General features: G+C 68.4%; 14 protein-coding genes. 4 read left to right on the top strand and 10 right to left on the bottom strand.

What is annotated here, in order from left to right:
- Positions 1–108 precede the first annotated feature (108 nt).
- On the top strand, positions 109–2,850 hold the full coding sequence (locus VYI76_RS14425; RefSeq protein ID WP_326525486.1) for a [protein-PII] uridylyltransferase: 2,742 nt from the start codon (positions 109–111) through the stop codon (positions 2,848–2,850).
- A gap of 121 nt (positions 2,851–2,971) precedes the next feature.
- On the opposite strand, the gene nrdR is transcribed toward VYI76_RS14425, so the two are convergent.
- The 4 genes from nrdR to rpiB are packed head-to-tail and all read right to left on the bottom strand — an operon-like array spanning position 2,972 to position 5,400.
- Positions 2,972–3,433, bottom strand: coding sequence for a transcriptional regulator NrdR (nrdR, locus tag VYI76_RS14420; RefSeq protein WP_326525485.1), 462 nt, complete (start codon positions 3,431–3,433; stop codon positions 2,972–2,974).
- A 7-nt stretch (positions 3,434–3,440) separates the two neighbouring features.
- Complete coding sequence (locus VYI76_RS14415) at positions 3,441–3,632, bottom strand: hypothetical protein (RefSeq protein WP_326525484.1); 192 nt, start codon at positions 3,630–3,632, stop codon at positions 3,441–3,443.
- Between the two features lie 8 nt (positions 3,633–3,640).
- A complete protein-coding gene (gene glyA, locus VYI76_RS14410; protein WP_326525483.1) occupies positions 3,641–4,951 on the bottom strand; it encodes a serine hydroxymethyltransferase in 1,311 nt (436 codons plus the stop codon).
- Complete coding sequence (gene rpiB / locus VYI76_RS14405; RefSeq protein WP_326525482.1) at positions 4,948–5,400, bottom strand: ribose 5-phosphate isomerase B; 453 nt, start codon at positions 5,398–5,400, stop codon at positions 4,948–4,950. The genes glyA and rpiB overlap by 4 nt, the downstream gene beginning before the upstream one ends.
- 135 nt (positions 5,401–5,535) lie before the next feature.
- Here rpiB and VYI76_RS14400 point away from each other — a divergent pair, with 135 nt between their 5' ends.
- Positions 5,536–6,012 carry a hypothetical protein gene (locus tag VYI76_RS14400; RefSeq protein ID WP_326525481.1) on the top strand — a complete coding sequence of 159 codons (477 nt, stop codon included), beginning with the start codon at positions 5,536–5,538 and terminating at the stop codon, positions 6,010–6,012.
- Positions 6,013–6,018: 6 nt separating this feature from the next.
- On the opposite strand, the gene hemA is transcribed toward VYI76_RS14400, so the two are convergent.
- Positions 6,019–7,263: a 5-aminolevulinate synthase gene (gene hemA / locus VYI76_RS14395; protein ID WP_326525480.1), complete on the bottom strand. Its 1,245-nt coding sequence runs from the start codon at positions 7,261–7,263 to the stop codon at positions 6,019–6,021.
- Between the two features lie 212 nt (positions 7,264–7,475).
- Here hemA and VYI76_RS14390 point away from each other — a divergent pair, with 212 nt between their 5' ends.
- The gene (locus VYI76_RS14390) at positions 7,476–7,637 is read left to right on the top strand and encodes a hypothetical protein (RefSeq protein WP_326525479.1); all 162 of its coding nucleotides are present in this window, start codon (positions 7,476–7,478) and stop codon (positions 7,635–7,637) included.
- 3 nt (positions 7,638–7,640) lie between these two features.
- Here VYI76_RS14390 and VYI76_RS14385 read toward each other — a convergent pair whose 3' ends face one another.
- The gene (locus VYI76_RS14385; RefSeq protein ID WP_326525478.1) at positions 7,641–9,659 is read right to left on the bottom strand and encodes a glycoside hydrolase family 97 protein; all 2,019 of its coding nucleotides are present in this window, start codon (positions 9,657–9,659) and stop codon (positions 7,641–7,643) included.
- Between the two features lie 84 nt (positions 9,660–9,743).
- On the opposite strand from VYI76_RS14385, the gene VYI76_RS14380 reads away from it, so the two are divergent.
- Entirely contained in the window at positions 9,744–10,412 is a 669-nt protein-coding gene (locus VYI76_RS14380; RefSeq protein WP_326525477.1) for an HAD family hydrolase, read from the top strand.
- On the opposite strand, the gene VYI76_RS14375 is transcribed toward VYI76_RS14380, so the two are convergent.
- From VYI76_RS14375 to VYI76_RS14360, 4 genes are all read right to left on the bottom strand, one after another.
- Entirely contained in the window at positions 10,393–11,148 is a 756-nt protein-coding gene (locus VYI76_RS14375; protein ID WP_326525476.1) for a nucleotidyltransferase family protein, read from the bottom strand. The two genes, VYI76_RS14380 and VYI76_RS14375, sit on opposite strands and share 20 nt — an antisense overlap.
- On the bottom strand, positions 11,145–12,032 hold the full coding sequence (locus VYI76_RS14370) for a hypothetical protein (RefSeq protein WP_326525475.1): 888 nt from the start codon (positions 12,030–12,032) through the stop codon (positions 11,145–11,147). The genes VYI76_RS14375 and VYI76_RS14370 overlap by 4 nt, the downstream gene beginning before the upstream one ends.
- Entirely contained in the window at positions 12,029–13,081 is a 1,053-nt protein-coding gene (locus VYI76_RS14365; RefSeq protein ID WP_326525474.1) for an acylglycerol kinase family protein, read from the bottom strand. The genes VYI76_RS14370 and VYI76_RS14365 overlap by 4 nt, the downstream gene beginning before the upstream one ends.
- Positions 13,082–13,152: 71 nt before the next feature.
- Positions 13,153–14,328 carry a hypothetical protein gene (locus VYI76_RS14360; protein WP_326525473.1) on the bottom strand — a complete coding sequence of 392 codons (1,176 nt, stop codon included), beginning with the start codon at positions 14,326–14,328 and terminating at the stop codon, positions 13,153–13,155.
- Positions 14,329–14,363 lie beyond the last annotated feature (35 nt).

The raw sequence follows: 14,363 nt of genomic DNA, 5'->3' as shown, positions 1-14,363 counted from the left end.
GCCGTCACCCCAGCGAAAGCTGGGGTCTCAAGTGAGTAGACCTGCCTTGGCTGCCCAAGATCCCAGCTTTCGCTGGGATGACGGAGGTAGGACAGGTATGGCCGAACGATGTCCCGCTTCGATCACGTCCCCAATCGCCGCGCGCTGATCGATCGGCGATCGGTCGCCGATGCGCTGGCCGCGATCGAGGCGAAGGATTCGGCGGCGCTGCGGCGCGAGGGCACCGTGCTGCTCAAGGCGGCGCTCGACGCCGGCCGAACGGAGATCGCGGGTCGCCTCGCCGAGCATCCGTCGCGCGGGCTGGAGGCGGCCAATGCCGGCGCCTACCTGACCGACCAGCTGCTGCGCCTGCTGTGGGATTTCACTGTCCAGCGGCTCTATCGCAACACCAATCCCACCGCCGCCGAACGGATGACGCTGGTCGCCGTCGGCGGTTACGGCCGTGGCGAGATGGCGCCGCATTCGGATATCGACATCGGCTTCCTCACCCCCTGGAAACAGACCGGGTGGAGCGAGCAGGTGATCGAATCGATGCTCTATGCCCTCTGGGACATGGGGCTGAAGGTCGGTCATTCGTCACGCTCGCTGGACGAGATGGTGCGCCAGGCGAAGGCGGACGTGACGATCCGCACCGCGCTGCTCGAAGGGCGCTACGTCTGGGGCGACGAGGCGCTGCATGACGAGGCGATCGGCCGTTTCAAGGCGGAGGTGCAGGCCGATACGGCGCGCGCGTTCATCGCGGAGAAGCTGGCCGAACGCGACGCCCGCCACGCGCGGATGGGCGACAGCCGCTATGTCGTCGAACCCAACGTCAAGGAGGGCAAGGGCGGGCTGCGCGACCTCCACACGCTCTTCTGGATCGGGAAGTACGCCTACCATGTCGGGCGCGCCGCCGAGCTGGTCGATGCCGGCCTGTTCACGCGCGAGGAATATCGCCGCTTCCACCGCGCCGACGATTTCCTGTGGGCGGTGCGTTGTCACCTCCACCTGATCGCCGGCCGGGCCGAGGACCGGCTGACCTTCGATTTCCAGCGCGAGATCGCGGAACGGATGCGCTTCACCGATCGGCCCGGCAAGTCGCGGGTCGAACGGTTCATGCAATTCTACTTCCTCCAGGCCAAGGCGGTCGGTGACCTTACGGGCGTGTTCCTCGCCCACCTCGACGAGAAATTCGCCGCGCGCGGGCGCCGCTTCGGCCTGCCGACGATCCGGCGGCGGCCGGCGAACCTCAAGGGATTCGTGCTCGATCGCGGGCGCCTCGCGTTGCCGTCCGACGATTTCTTCCGGACCGATCCGGTGCGGCTGATCGAGATTTTCACGCTGGCCGAGGCGAATGCGCTCGAAATCCATCCGCTGGCGATGCGCGCGGCGTCGCGGGACGCGCGGCTGGTCGACGGGGTACGCGGCGATTCGCGGGCCAACGAGCTGTTCGTCGATCTGCTCGCGGGCCGCCGCGATCCCGAAAAGGTGCTGCGCTGGATGAACGAGGCGGGGGTGTTCGGCCGCTTCGTGCCCGATTTCGGCCGCGTCGTCGCGCAGATGCAGTTCGACATGTATCATCACTACACCGTCGACGAGCACACGATCCGTGCGATCGGGCTGCTCAGCCGCATCGAGCGGGGCGAGCTGAAGGACGATCACCCGCTGTCCACCGCGATCCTGCCGCAGGTGGTGGCGCGCCGCGCGCTCTATGTCGCCGTCCTGTTGCACGACATCGCCAAGGGGCGGGGTGGCGACCACTCGGTGCTGGGCGCAGAGGTGGCGGAGCGTCTGTGCCCGCGCTTCGGCCTGACCCCGGCGGAGACGGAGACGGTGGCCTGGCTGGTGCGATACCATCTGCTGATGTCGGCGACCGCGTTCAAGCGTGACCTGTCGGATTTCAAGACGATCCTCGACTTTGCCGAACAGGTGCAGTCGCCGCAGCGGCTGATGATGCTGATGGTGCTGACCATCGTCGATATCCGCGCGGTTGGCCCCGGCATCTGGAACGGGTGGAAGCGCCAGCTGCTCCACAACCTGTACGAAGGCGCCGAGGAGGTGCTGCGGCTGGGCCACAAGCAGCGCGGCCGCGGCGAGCGGGTCGCCGCCAAGCAGGCCGAGATCGCCGCGGCGCTCGGCTGGGACGACCGGCGTCTGGCGGCGGTCGTGCGCCGTCTGCCCGAAGCCTATTGGGTGGCCGAGCCGACCGATGTTCTCGAACGCAACCTCCGCCTGATCGAGGCGGCGGGCAAGACCGAGCTGTCGATCGAGACCAGCCCGCATACCGAGCGCGGATCGACGCTTGTGACGGTCTATGCCGCCGACCATCCGGGCCTGTTCTATCGCATCGCCGGCGCGATCCACGCGGCGGGCGGCAACATAATCGATGCGCGCATCCACACCACGCGCGACGGCATGGCGCTCGACAATTTCCTGGTCCAGGACCCGCTGGGCCGGCCGTTCGCCGACCCCGGCCAGCTCGAACGCATTCGAACCGGCATCGCCGATGCGCTCGCGAACCGGGTGAAGCTGCGCGACCGGCTGAAGGCCAAGGCGCCGCCACGTCCGCGCGCCGACGCCTTCGCCGTCCAGGCCAATGTGCTGATAGACAACAACGCGTCAAACCGCTTCACCGTGGTGGAGGTCAACGCCCGCGACCGCCCCGCGCTGCTCCATCACCTCGCCAACGCGCTGTTCCAGTCGCGGGTCACGATCCGGTCCGCGCATGTCGCCACCTATGGCGAGCGCGCCGTCGACACCTTCTATGTGACCGACCTGACCGGCGACAAGATCACCGGCCAGCGGCTGAAGGCGATCGAGAAACGGCTGCTGGAGGCCGCGATCGGCGAGGATGTCGCGGTCGCGGCTTAGAAGCAGCCACCGTGACCGTTCGTGCTGAGCTTGTCGAAGCACCGTACTTCGTGCCGCGGCGGCCTCGCTTGCGGATCACAGAGCGGTGCTTCGACAAGCTCAGCACGAACGGGCTTTTAGATCACTCCCGTCCCGCTTCCTCGACGCTGCCGGCGAATTCCTCGAAGTCCTTCGCTTCGGTGAAGTCCTTGTAGACGCTGGCGAAGCGGATGTAGGCGACCGAATCGACACCCTTCAGCCCCTCCATCACCAGTTCGCCGATCCGCGCCGACGGCACTTCGGGCTCGCCGGCGGTCTCCAGCTGGCGCTGGATGCCCGATACCAGTTGTTCGATGCGGCCGGCGTCGATCGGCCGCTTGCGGCACGCGATCGAGACCGAACGGATCAGCTTGTCACGCTCGAACGGCTCGCGGCGGTCCTCGGACTTGAGCACCGTCAGTTCGCGCAGCTGGACGCGTTCGAAGGTGGTGAAGCGCGCGCCGCACGCCTCGCACTGGCGCCGCCGCCGGATCGCCGCCCCATCCTCGGTGGGGCGGCTGTCCTTCACCTGGCTGTCTTCATGGGCGCAGAAGGGGCAGCGCATCCGCCGATCAGGCCGCCGGTTTCCGGTTGCGCTTCCAATAGGCGTAGGTCGCGCCCGCCACCGCGCCCAGCGGCATGGTGAAGGGCAGCGGGATCGCGACCACCGCGCCCAGCGCGGCCCACTTCGCCATCGATTTGCCCAGGCCCGGCGTGTTGCGGACGGTTTCGGGCACGGCGTTGATCGTGTCTTCGATGCTCACGGGATCGCTTATCCTTGATAGATTGGGAAACGTGCGCACAGCGCGCGCACGCGGGTCCGAACGTCCGCCTCGACATTCTGATCCCCCGCCTCGCCCTTCGCCTTCAGCCCATCGAGAACGTCGGCGACCATGTTGCCGATCTCGCGGAATTCCGCCGTGCCGAAACCGCGGGTGGTACCCGCCGGACTGCCTACGCGGATGCCGCTGGTCTTGACCGGGGGCAGCGGATCGTTGGGGATGCCGTTCTTGTTGCAGGTGATGCCGGCGCGTTCCAGCGCCTCGTCCGCGTCCCGCCCGGTGACGCCCAGCGGCGTCAGATCGACCAGCGCCAGATGCGTGTCGGTGCCCCCCGAAACCAGGTCCGCACCGCGTTCCTTCAGCGTCGCGGCCAGCACCTTGGCGTTCTCCACCACCGCCTTGATATAACCCTTGTATTCGGGTTGCAGAGCCTCGCCGAACGCGACCGCCTTGGCGGCGATGACGTGCATCAGCGGACCGCCCTGAAGGCCGGGGAAGACGGCCGAATTGATCTTCTTGGCGACCCCCTCGTCATTGGTCAGCACCATGCCGCCGCGCGGGCCCCGCAGGGTCTTGTGCGTCGTCGTCGTCACCACATCGGCCCAGGGCAGCGGTGAGGGGTGCAGCCCGCCCGCGACGATCCCGGCGAAATGCGCCATATCGACCATGAACTTCGCGCCCACCTTGTCGGCGATCGCCCGGAAGCGTTCGAAATCGATCTGACGCGGATAGGCCGACCCACCGGTGATGATGAGCGTCGGCCTGTTCTCGACGGCCAGCCGCTCCACCTCGTCATAATCGATCAGGTGGCTGTCGGGCAGCACGCCATATGGGACGGCATTGAACCACTTGCCGCTCATCGCCGCCTTCGCGCCGTGGGTCAGGTGGCCGCCGGCGTCGAGGCTGAGGCCCAGGATGGTGTCTCCGGGCTTCGTCAGCGCCAGCATCACCGCGCCGTTGGCCTGCGCGCCCGAATGCGGCTGGACGTTGGCGAAGCCGCAATCGAACAGCTGCTTCGCCCGGTCGATCGCGAGTTGCTCGACCTCGTCCGACGGGTGGCAGCCCTGATAATAGCGCTTGCCCGGATAGCCTTCGGCGTACTTGTTGGTGAAGACGGACCCTTGCGCCTCCAGCACCGCCTTGGACACGATATTCTCGGACGCGATCAGCTCGATCTGGGTCTGTTCGCGCTCCAGTTCGTGCGCGACGCCGGCGAACACCGCCGGATCGGCATCGGCCAGGCCGCGCGTGAAGAAGCCGTCGGGCTGAACATCATTGGCGATGACGGGGTTGGTGCTCATGCGGCGTCTCCATCGAGGTCGGGGCTGGACAGTTTGGCGACGCGCGCGGTGTGGCGATCGCCTTCGAATTCGGTGTTCAGGAAGGCGGTGACGCACGCCTTGGCCATGTCGATGCCTGTCAGGCGCGCGCCGAGCGCGACGACGTTTGCGTCATTGTGCCGGCGAGCGAGTTCGGCCGAAAGCGGCTCACTGACCAGCGCGCAGCGGCAGGCGCGTTCGCGGTTGACGGCGATCGAGATGCCGATGCCCGATCCGCACAGCGCCACGCCGCGTTCCGCCGCGCCGTCGCTGATCGCGCGCGCCAACCGGTAGCCGAAATCTGGGTAGTCGACGCGGGCGTCGCTGTCGGGCCCGAGATCGAGCACATCGTGCCCCGTCTCGGCCAGCCAGCGGCTGAGCTCCTGCTTGAGGGCGAACGCGGCATGATCCGCGGCGATGGCGATGCGCATGGAGGCGGCGATGGTCCTTTGACTCTGGGGTCGCGCGCCCTCTAGCGCCACCGGCCGGGAAGCGCCACCCGGAAAGCGCCGGAACGTCCCGCACGGTTGCGGGGTTGAACCGTCCCAACCCGTCGGAGACCGCCCATGAAAGCCCCTGCCCTTATCCTTGCTGCCACCGGCCTGCTCGCCGCCTGTTCCGATCCCCTCCCGGTCGCGAACAACGTCAGCGCGGTGGAGGTCAACGGCACCGAGGACGTGATGCCGGCCGAGGGCGACCTGGCGCCCGAGGTGTCGGCGGCGAACGGAACCAACGCCGCCGGCGCGATGATGGCCAGAACCGATGCCGATTATGTCGGCCGCTGGGTCGGGGTCGAGGGCATGATGCTGAACGTGACCGCGAAGCCCGGCGGCGGCGTGACACTCGATATTGTGTGGGGCCTCGACGCCGACATGAAGGGCCGGTTCGACGGATCGGTGACGGCCGAGGGTCTGCGCTTCATGCGCGGCGGCGTCGCCGAGACGGCAGTCCACACAGATGGCGACGCGACCGGCCTGAAATGGCTGGCCGGCAAGAAGGACTGCCTGACGGTCAAGCCCGGCGAAGGTTACTGCCGGGACTGAGGGCTCTTACGCCGCCAGCTTCAGTTCCAGCCGGCCCCAGATCTCGACGAGCGCTTGCGTCAGCTCGCGCATCATCACCTCGTCGTGCGCGGGGCCGGGGGTGAAGCGCAGCCGCTCGGTGCCGCGCGGCACGGTCGGATAGTTGATCGGCTGGACGTAGACGCCGTATTCGGCGAGCAGGATGTCGCTGATCCGCTTAGCCTTCACCGGATCGCCGACCATCAGCGGGACGATATGCGTTTCGGTCGGCATCACCGGCAGGTTCGCGCCTTCGAACAGTGCTTTGAGCGTCGCGGCGGCGGCCTGCTGCCCCTCGCGCTCGACGCTCGATGATTTCAGGTGGCGGACGCTTGCCAGCACGCCGGCGACCAGCACCGGCGACAGGCTGGTGGTGAAGATGAAGCCCGGCGCATAGCTGCGGATCACGTCGATGATCGTGCGGTCGGCGGCGATATAGCCGCCCATCACGCCGAACGCCTTGCCCAGCGTGCCCTCGATCACGGTGATCCGGCGCGCCGCGTCGTCGCGTTCGGAAATCCCGCCGCCGCGCGGGCCGTACATGCCGACCGCATGGACCTCGTCGAGATAGGTCAGCGCGTTATACTTGTCCGCCAGGTCGCAGATCGCGTGGAGCGGGGCGACGTCGCCGTCCATCGAATAGACGCTCTCGAACGCGATCAGCTTGGGCGCCGAGGGATCGGCGGCGGCCAGCAATTGTTCGAGATGGGCGAGGTCGTTGTGGCGCCACACCTGCTTCTCGCACCCTGAATTACGGATGCCGGCGATCATGCTGGCGTGGTTGAGTTCGTCGGAAAAGATGACGCAGCCCGGCAGCACCTTGGCCAGCGTCGACAACGTCGCCTCGTTCGAGACATAGCCCGACGTGAACAGCAGCGCGCCTTCCTTGCCGTGCAGGTCGGCGAGCTCGCCCTCCAGATCGACATGATAATGGGTGTTGCCGCCGATGTTCCGCGTGCCGCCCGAACCAGCGCCGACATCGTGCAGCGCCTCTTCCATCGCCGCGATCACCTTGGGGTGCTGGCCCATCGCGAGATAGTCGTTCGAGCACCACACCGTGATCGGCTTCGGCCCGTTGTGCCCCGCGAAGCAGCGCGCGTTGGGGAACATGCCCTTGTTGCGCAGGATGTCGATGAACACGCGGTAGCGGCCCTCGGCATGCAGCCGGTCGATCGCCTGGGAAAAGACGCGCGAATAATCGACCGCGCGCGGCGGCATGCCCTCACCGTTCATGGGCATCGCCCGTAGCGAAAAGCCACCCGTCGCGCCACCCCGTTTGCGGCGGAGGGTGGGCGGCGCGGTTACACGCGCGGCAACTGCTTTCGATCAAGGACAGCCCTTGATTCGCATGCTAACGAAAGGGCATCGGCGGGCCCCGGCTTCAAGCGCGCCGCCGACAGAGAACAACTGGAAAGTTCCCCGCTTGCGTGCCGGAGTCTCCCGTCATGACCGGACCACGTCTTTCACACGATTATTATACGCGACGCGCCGAGCAGGAGCGGCGTGCGGCCGACCGCAGCGAAGACCCGGTGGCGCGCCGTGTCCACCTGGAACTCGCCGATCGCTACGACATGCTGACGATCAGCGACGGATCGCCGGCCGAATAGGCCTTATCGCCGGCGCGCGCTCGCGGCGAACCGGATCGCCTGCCCGCCGCCGGGCGCCAGCGCGATCGTCAGCCGGTCGCCCCTGCCGACCCGTTGCTCCTCGATCGCGATCGAATGGCGTCCGGCGGTGCGATAATCGGCGTCCGGCCCGTCGCGATAGATTTGCGCGGTATAGGTTCGGCCGGCGTCGAGGAAATCGAGCGTGATCCCGGTCGTGCGCGCCTGTTCGTCGCCCACGGCGCCCAGATACCAGTCGTCCGACGCGCGATCCTTGCGGACGATCGTCACATGGTCGCCCACCTCGCCCGCCAGCACCCGCGTGTCGGACCAGTCGGTCGGCACGTCGCGGATGAAGCGGAAGGCCTCAGGGTATTTCGCGTAGGTCTCCGGCGTATCCGCCGCCATCACCAGCGGCGAATAGATGACGACATAATTCGCCAGCTGCTTGGCGAGCGTCGCCGGCACGTCGCTGTCGTTCGATCCCTTCAGGCTGAACAGTCCCGGCGTGTAATCCATCGGACCCGCGAGCATCCGTGTGAAGACCAGGTTCGCCTCATGCTCGGGCGTGTTCTTCACCGCCCAGCTCATATATTCATAGCCGCGCGCGCCCTCGCGCGTCATTAAGCTGGGGTAGGTGCGCCTCAGGCCGGTGTCCTTGACCGGCTCGTGCGCGTCGATCGCGATGCGATACTTCGCGGCGGTATCCACCACGCGCTGGGAGTGGTTCACCATCCACTGGCCCTCGTGCCATTCGCGGCGCTTGCGGCCGTCGGCGTCGACCCGCTCGATCTGGCCGGCGTCGGCGACATAGCCGGTCTTGACCGCGCCGATGCCGAGGCTGGCGGCATAGGCGAAGGCGGCGTCCATCTGATCCTCGTACCAGCTCACGCCGCCGCCGGTCTCGTGGTGGCCGATCAGCCGCACGCCCTTCGACTTCGCATAGGCGGCCAGTGCCGGCGCGTCGAAATCGGCGGTGGGCTTCGTGAAATACTGCCGCGCCCAGTTGGTTTCCCAGCCGACGTTCCACCCTTCTACCAGCAGGTTGGGGATGCCGTTGGCGGCGGCGAAATCGATGTAGCGGCGCACATTGGCGTTGCTCGCGCCGTGGCGGTCGGTGAGGTCCCACGACCAGACGCCGCGTATCATGTTCCACCAGATACCCATGAACTTGCCCGGTTTCGCCCAGGCGACGTCACCCTGCCTGTTCGGCTCGTTCAGGTTGAGCGTGATGTGGCTCATGTAGAGGCCGGGCGCGTCGTCGGCGATCACCAGCGTTCGCCACGGGGTCGCGAAGGGGGCCGTCCGCACGACCTTCGGCGCGTCCGATCCCGGCGTCAGGCTGGCGCGCAACGTGGAACCGTCGACCCTCGTGACGTTCATTCCCGAATAATCGACCAGCGCCGCCTCGTGCAGCGCGACGTGCATCCCGTCCGCCAGTTTCAGCGTGATCGGCGTCTGCGCCGTGCCGACCTCGGCGAGAGGGGTCTTGCGGTAGAGATATTCCTCGCGGTTCCATTCATAGGCCGGGATCCACCAGGCGGTGGCGCCTCCCGCGAAGGCGAAGCTGGTCAGTTCCTCGGCGATGCGCGCCTCGCCCAGATTGGGCTGCTTCGGGACTTCGTAGCGAAAGCCGATCCCGTCGTCGAACAGGCGGAAGACGACGGTCATCTCGCGCTTGAGCAGCGCCTTTTCGCGCAGCCGTACCCGCAGCTCGACATGATTGTCGCGGATCGTCGTCCATTCGCCCCACGGCTGGGTCCAGCGCGTGTCGCTGGCCAACGTCGTCGCATCGGCGAGTTCGAGGTTCCTGTCGATCTTGGCCGCGTCGGTGAACAGGAAGCCGAGCGCGCTGGGGGCGAGCACCGGCTTGCCGCGCCGGCTGACGGCGTAGGTCGCGCGGCCGTCGGCATCGATCGCGACGGTGACGGCGATCACCTTGCCGGGCGATTGCGCGGTGGCGACCGTTTCGGCGTGGGACGCCTGAGCGGCGAACAGGGCGATCAGGGCAAGCAACAGGCGCATCGGAAAATCTCCTGCCGTGTCCTCTACAGGCCTCGCCGTATTTCGTCATTCCCGCTCGCGAACGGGCTGGCTATGTCCCGCGTGATGCACCGCCTCGCCATCTACGATCTCGACCGCACGATCACGCGCATCCCTACCTGGACGCCGTACCTGTTGTATGCCGCGCGCACGGCGGCGCCGTGGCGGCTGCTGCTGGCGCCTGTCGTGATCGCGGCGATGCTCGCCTATCGCATCGGCCTGATCGAACGGCGCAGCCTGAAGCAGGCGATGCACTGGCTGCTGGTCGGGCCGCTGCCGCAGGACAGGGCCGATGCTCTGGCGCAGCGCTTTGCCGACGCATTCGTCGCGCGGCACATCTATGACAAGGCTCGTGCGCGGATCGCAGAGGACCGGGCGGCGGGATTCCGAATCGTCGTCGCCACCGCAGCACACCGCTTCTATTCGGCGCGGATCGCCGCCGCGCTGGGGATCGACGATGTTGTGGCGACCGAGGCTGCGATCGACGCGCGCGGCCGCGTGACCTCGCGGATCGACGGCGCCAACTGCTACGGTCCGGACAAGCTGCGCATGGTCGCGGCATGGATGGCGCGCGAGGGGATCGATCGCGCGCAATCGCACGTCCGCTTCTATTCGGATCACGCGACCGACGCCCCGACCTTCGACTGGGCGGACGAGGCGTTCGCGGTGAACCCCCACGCACCGTTGCGTGCGCTGGCGGCGGAGCGCGGCTGGCCTATCCTCGACTGGCGATGATCGCGCGGACGTCGGCGAGGTCGCCGGCCTTGTCGACATCGACCGCCGCCAGCCCGGCGCGCGCAGGCACCGCCGCCGCCGCGACATCCGCCGTCCGCCCGAGCCGGGCCACGCCTTCCGCCAGCGTCAGCCGCCCGGCGATATAGCGCAGCAGCGTGCCGACACCGAACCGCCGCACGATCCGCCACGGCCGCTTGCGATCGGCCTCGACCGTCCGCCACAGGTCGATCGCGCGCGCGGCCTGCGGCGTTGCGAGATAGAACAGGTTGCAGCCCGACCAGGCGCCGTCGGCGAAGCGCAGCCACGTCCGCCGGGTGCCGGGCATCGCGGCCTCTACCACCGCGCGTTCGGCGAGCAGCACCGCGACATCGGCACCCGGCGGCACATCGGCGAGGAAATCGATCACCCAGCGCGGTTCCAGCAGCGCGTGATCGGCGGTGGTCACGATCAACGGGGTACCCAGCTCGCCGAGCGCTACCGTGACGCTGCGGCTCGGCCCGGCCGCGGGGGGGAGCACCGCCAGCCCCAGTTCGCCCGCCAGCGCGACCACGCCGGGGTCATCCGCCGACACCGCGATTCGCGCGATGCCCGCGCCGCGCAGCGCCTCAGCGACGCGCGCCAGCATCGGCTGTCCGCCAACGGCGATCAGCGCTTTGTGGCTGACGCCTTCGTCGGCGGCGACCGGATCGATCCCACCGCGCGATCCGGCGAGGATCAGCGCCGCAGGAGCGTTCACCGCTTCGCCCGCCACACCCGCCACAGCACGCCCGGCGCGGCGAGGACGGGATGGCGTTCGTGCCAGCCGGTAATCGGCACATGGACGCCGGTATGCCGCTCGATCTTCCACGCGGCATAGCGCGCCGCGCCGTCGAAGGTGAAGGCGGCGCGGATAAGCCGGGCGACGTTGATCGGCTTGCCCAGCCGCCGCCGCGTACGCCAGCGGGCGAGCACGCGCGTGCGATCGCAGGCGGAAAGTCGCGGTCGCAGGCTAGTACCGTCATCGGCGAAGGCGACGCCACCCGCGCTCCAGGCGGCGGGCAGCAGGGCGTCGAGATGCGCGCGGTTGACGCCGATGATCTGCTCCTCGCGCCCGCTCGCCTCGACGCGGAACTCGGCGGCATAGGTCGCGCGGAACAGCGCGCGCCAGTAGGCGGCGGCGTCTCCGCTGTCCGGCCCAAGCGCGGCGGCATAGCGCGATGCCGTCACCGCCGCCGCCGCGATCGCGTCCGTCACCTCGTCGCGCGCGGCGTCATCCGCCGCCCAGGCGATCGCGCTGGGCTGGACGAAACGGGTCCAGATCGTCGTATCCAGCGTCTCGTCCGCCGCCGCCGCCTGGAACGTGCCGATCCGCATCGTCGCGATCTTGGCGCGCAGGGTGCGCACGCCGTGATCAAACTCGCGATATCCGACGCGCGGCCAGATGCCGCTTTCGCGCGGGCCCGGGAGCAGCACGTAGAAATCGAGCACGCCGTCGAGCGCGCCGGTGCGCAGGTTGGAGCCGTAGAACAGCACCGCCCGCGCGCCGGTTTCCCGCCCCAGCGTCGCGGCGATGCCGCGTACGCAATCGATCATCGAACGGTCGAGCGACGCTGCCACCAGCGCCGAAAGCGGCTGGCTCACGGCGCGACGAAGCGCAGCGGCGCGGCGCGGCGCAGCGTATAGGCGCCGCCCGGGAACATCTCGCCGTCGAGGATGAAGCCGGCCTCCAGGTCGATCTCCACCGCCTGGGCGTCGATGCGGTGATAGCCCCGCGCCTCATACGCCGGCGCCTCGCTGCCGGTCAGCACCCCCGGCGCGCTCCACGCCAGCAGGCGCGGCGGCGCATCCACCACCAAAGTCTTCATGCCCGGCCGCGGGGTGCCGAACGGCTTCAGCCCCATCGGGAAGCGTTCCAGCGTCGAGGCGAGCATCACATAACGGTTGCCGTCGCTGTGGATCGCCGCGCCATGCATCGCCGACACGCCATCGGTATAGCGCAGCGCGATGCGGCTGCCGCGCCGCCAGCGGTTGTCCGCACCGCCGAACAGCGTCGATCCGATCGCACCGGCCAGCGCTAGGCCGACCGCCAGCCCGTTGAACGCGCCCGCCTTGTGCGTGTGCTGGGCGAGTTCGGTCGCGGCGACGAAGCCCCCCCCGCCGAACAGGAACCCGCGCACCGCCAGGCCGCCGCCGCGCGGGCCGACTTCCAGCGGCGCGCGCTTGACGATCCGCCCGTCCGTCGCGGCCTTGATCGCGTCGTCGAACGTCCAGCCCGCCGGCACGCCCAGATCGACCGCCAGCGCGTTCGTCTTGCCCGACGGCAGGATGGCGATGCGCGGCCAGGCGCTGCCCCAGGCGTCGCCCGCGCAGGTCAGCACGTCACGAATCGTGCCGTCCCCTCCGTCAATCACCAGCAGATCGATGCCGCGCGCCGCGAAGCTCGCCAGCACGTCGCGCAGTTCGGCGCGGTTGGCCGGCGCGGCCGCGAGCACGTTGTCGCGACGCGCAACGCAGGCGTCGGTGCCCAGATTGTGGCGCGCGCGAGGGTTGCGGATCAATCCGATCAGGCCCGGCGCGGCGCGTCCCAGCGCGAAAGGCCGCAGCGCGATCAGCGACGAGGTGCCGCCACCTCCCGCCGGTTCCCAGGCCAGGCGCGGCAGCGCCAATATGTCGTAGATGCTGTTCTTCACGTGATTCGTCGGGTCTGTCCGTTTCCCCAACGCTTTCGCTACAGATTTGTGACGTGAAGATGGCCGGAAAGTTACGCCCGCGGCCTGAATCCGGCGAAATGCGTCAGGATCGCCTCCGCCGCGCGTGCGCCCGCGTTCAGGTCCGCACGGTCGAAGGTCCAGTCGAACGCGGCGCGCTGGAGGTCGTCGAAACGGTGCGGATCGGCGAGCGCGCGGGTCACCGCGCCGTCCAGTTCCTCGATCGTCTCCACCACCTCGCCCAGCCGCCAATGTTCGAATTCCGGGCGGTCGCGCCAGTCGAGACGGTTGGGATTGAGGAAGATCGCCGGGCGCGGCCGCGCGATGAATTCGTAAATCTGGCTCGACGCGTCGCCGATGTAGAGGTCGGCGCCCAGCGTGTAGCTCATGTCGGTCGATCGCACGCTGCCGGTGTCGACTGCCACGTTGTGCAACCCCCGCCACCGCGCGGGCAGGTCGCGGCGCCGCGCGATCCTGCGGTGCTCCACTGACGAGTGCAGCCGCCGCTTGAACAGCATGACGTGCGGCGCGACCGTCAGGTTGATGCGATGCGCCTGGGTTGCGAACCAGTCCACCACCGCCTCACCCATCGGATACCAGGACGACAGCCGGGGATCGAAATGCGGATTGTACAGCGCGGTCGGCCGGCCGTTGTCGAACAGCGGGGGGCGGGGACCGCGGATATCTACGGTGTCGAACTTGGGATAGCCGACCACCTCGATCGCATCCGGCGTGACGACGCCGTTGTCGATCATCCCGCGGCGGACCTTCTCGCCGGACACCAATGTCAGGTCGAACCCCTTGCCGACCTTGCGATAGCTGATCGACCGGTCGCCCGATCCATGCGGGATGCGCACGAAGCACAACCGCTTCAGCCCGAATGTGTCCCGCAGGATCAGCGAGGTCGATTCGGGCACCACCAGCACGTCTAGCCGGGCGAACTCGGCGCGGTTCTCCCACAGCACCGCGACGCGCCGGAACGGCAGCACGCGCCGCAATCCCTTGTCGAGCAACCGGGCAACGGTACTGAGGTCTAGTGCCACGAACCGAACCCGCGCCGCCGCCTCGGCGCCGATAAGCTCGCAGACCCTGGCCTGCTGCGCGTCGGTCGATGTCAGCACGCACACGCTGGCGCGGGCGTCCTCCGCCAGTGCGCGGATCGCCGACGCGACATGGCCGATCTGGTGGAGCGCGTCGTGATTGAGGAGGAAACCAACGGTGATCGGCATGGCCACGATGTAGGAAGCGCATGGTGCCTCGGGCA

The sequence above is a fragment of the Sphingomonas sp. genome, assembly GCF_035910975.1.
GTDB lineage: Bacteria > Pseudomonadota > Alphaproteobacteria > Sphingomonadales > Sphingomonadaceae > Sphingomonas.
The sequence above is the reverse complement of the archived record's forward strand: the minus strand, read 5'-3'. Positions and strand labels throughout refer to the sequence as shown.

Bases quoted from the DNA above. Each gene is read 5' to 3' on its own strand.
- nrdR (WP_326525485.1), bottom strand. From the start codon at position 3,433: ATGCGCTGCCCCTTCTGCGCCCATGAAGACAGCCAGGTGAAGGACAGC.
- VYI76_RS14425 (WP_326525486.1), top strand. From the start codon at position 109: ATGTCCCGCTTCGATCACGTCCCCAATCGCCGCGCGCTGATCGATCGG.
- VYI76_RS14360 (WP_326525473.1), bottom strand. From the start codon at position 14,328: ATGCCGATCACCGTTGGTTTCCTCCTCAATCACGACGCGCTCCACCAG.
- VYI76_RS14380 (WP_326525477.1), top strand. From the start codon at position 9,744: ATGCACCGCCTCGCCATCTACGATCTCGACCGCACGATCACGCGCATC.
- VYI76_RS14400 (WP_326525481.1), top strand. From the start codon at position 5,536: ATGAAAGCCCCTGCCCTTATCCTTGCTGCCACCGGCCTGCTCGCCGCC.
- VYI76_RS14390 (WP_326525479.1), top strand. From the start codon at position 7,476: ATGACCGGACCACGTCTTTCACACGATTATTATACGCGACGCGCCGAG.
- hemA (WP_326525480.1), bottom strand. From the start codon at position 7,263: ATGAACGGTGAGGGCATGCCGCCGCGCGCGGTCGATTATTCGCGCGTC.
- rpiB (WP_326525482.1), bottom strand. From the start codon at position 5,400: ATGCGCATCGCCATCGCCGCGGATCATGCCGCGTTCGCCCTCAAGCAG.
- glyA (WP_326525483.1), bottom strand. From the start codon at position 4,951: ATGAGCACCAACCCCGTCATCGCCAATGATGTTCAGCCCGACGGCTTC.
- VYI76_RS14385 (WP_326525478.1), bottom strand. From the start codon at position 9,659: ATGCGCCTGTTGCTTGCCCTGATCGCCCTGTTCGCCGCTCAGGCGTCC.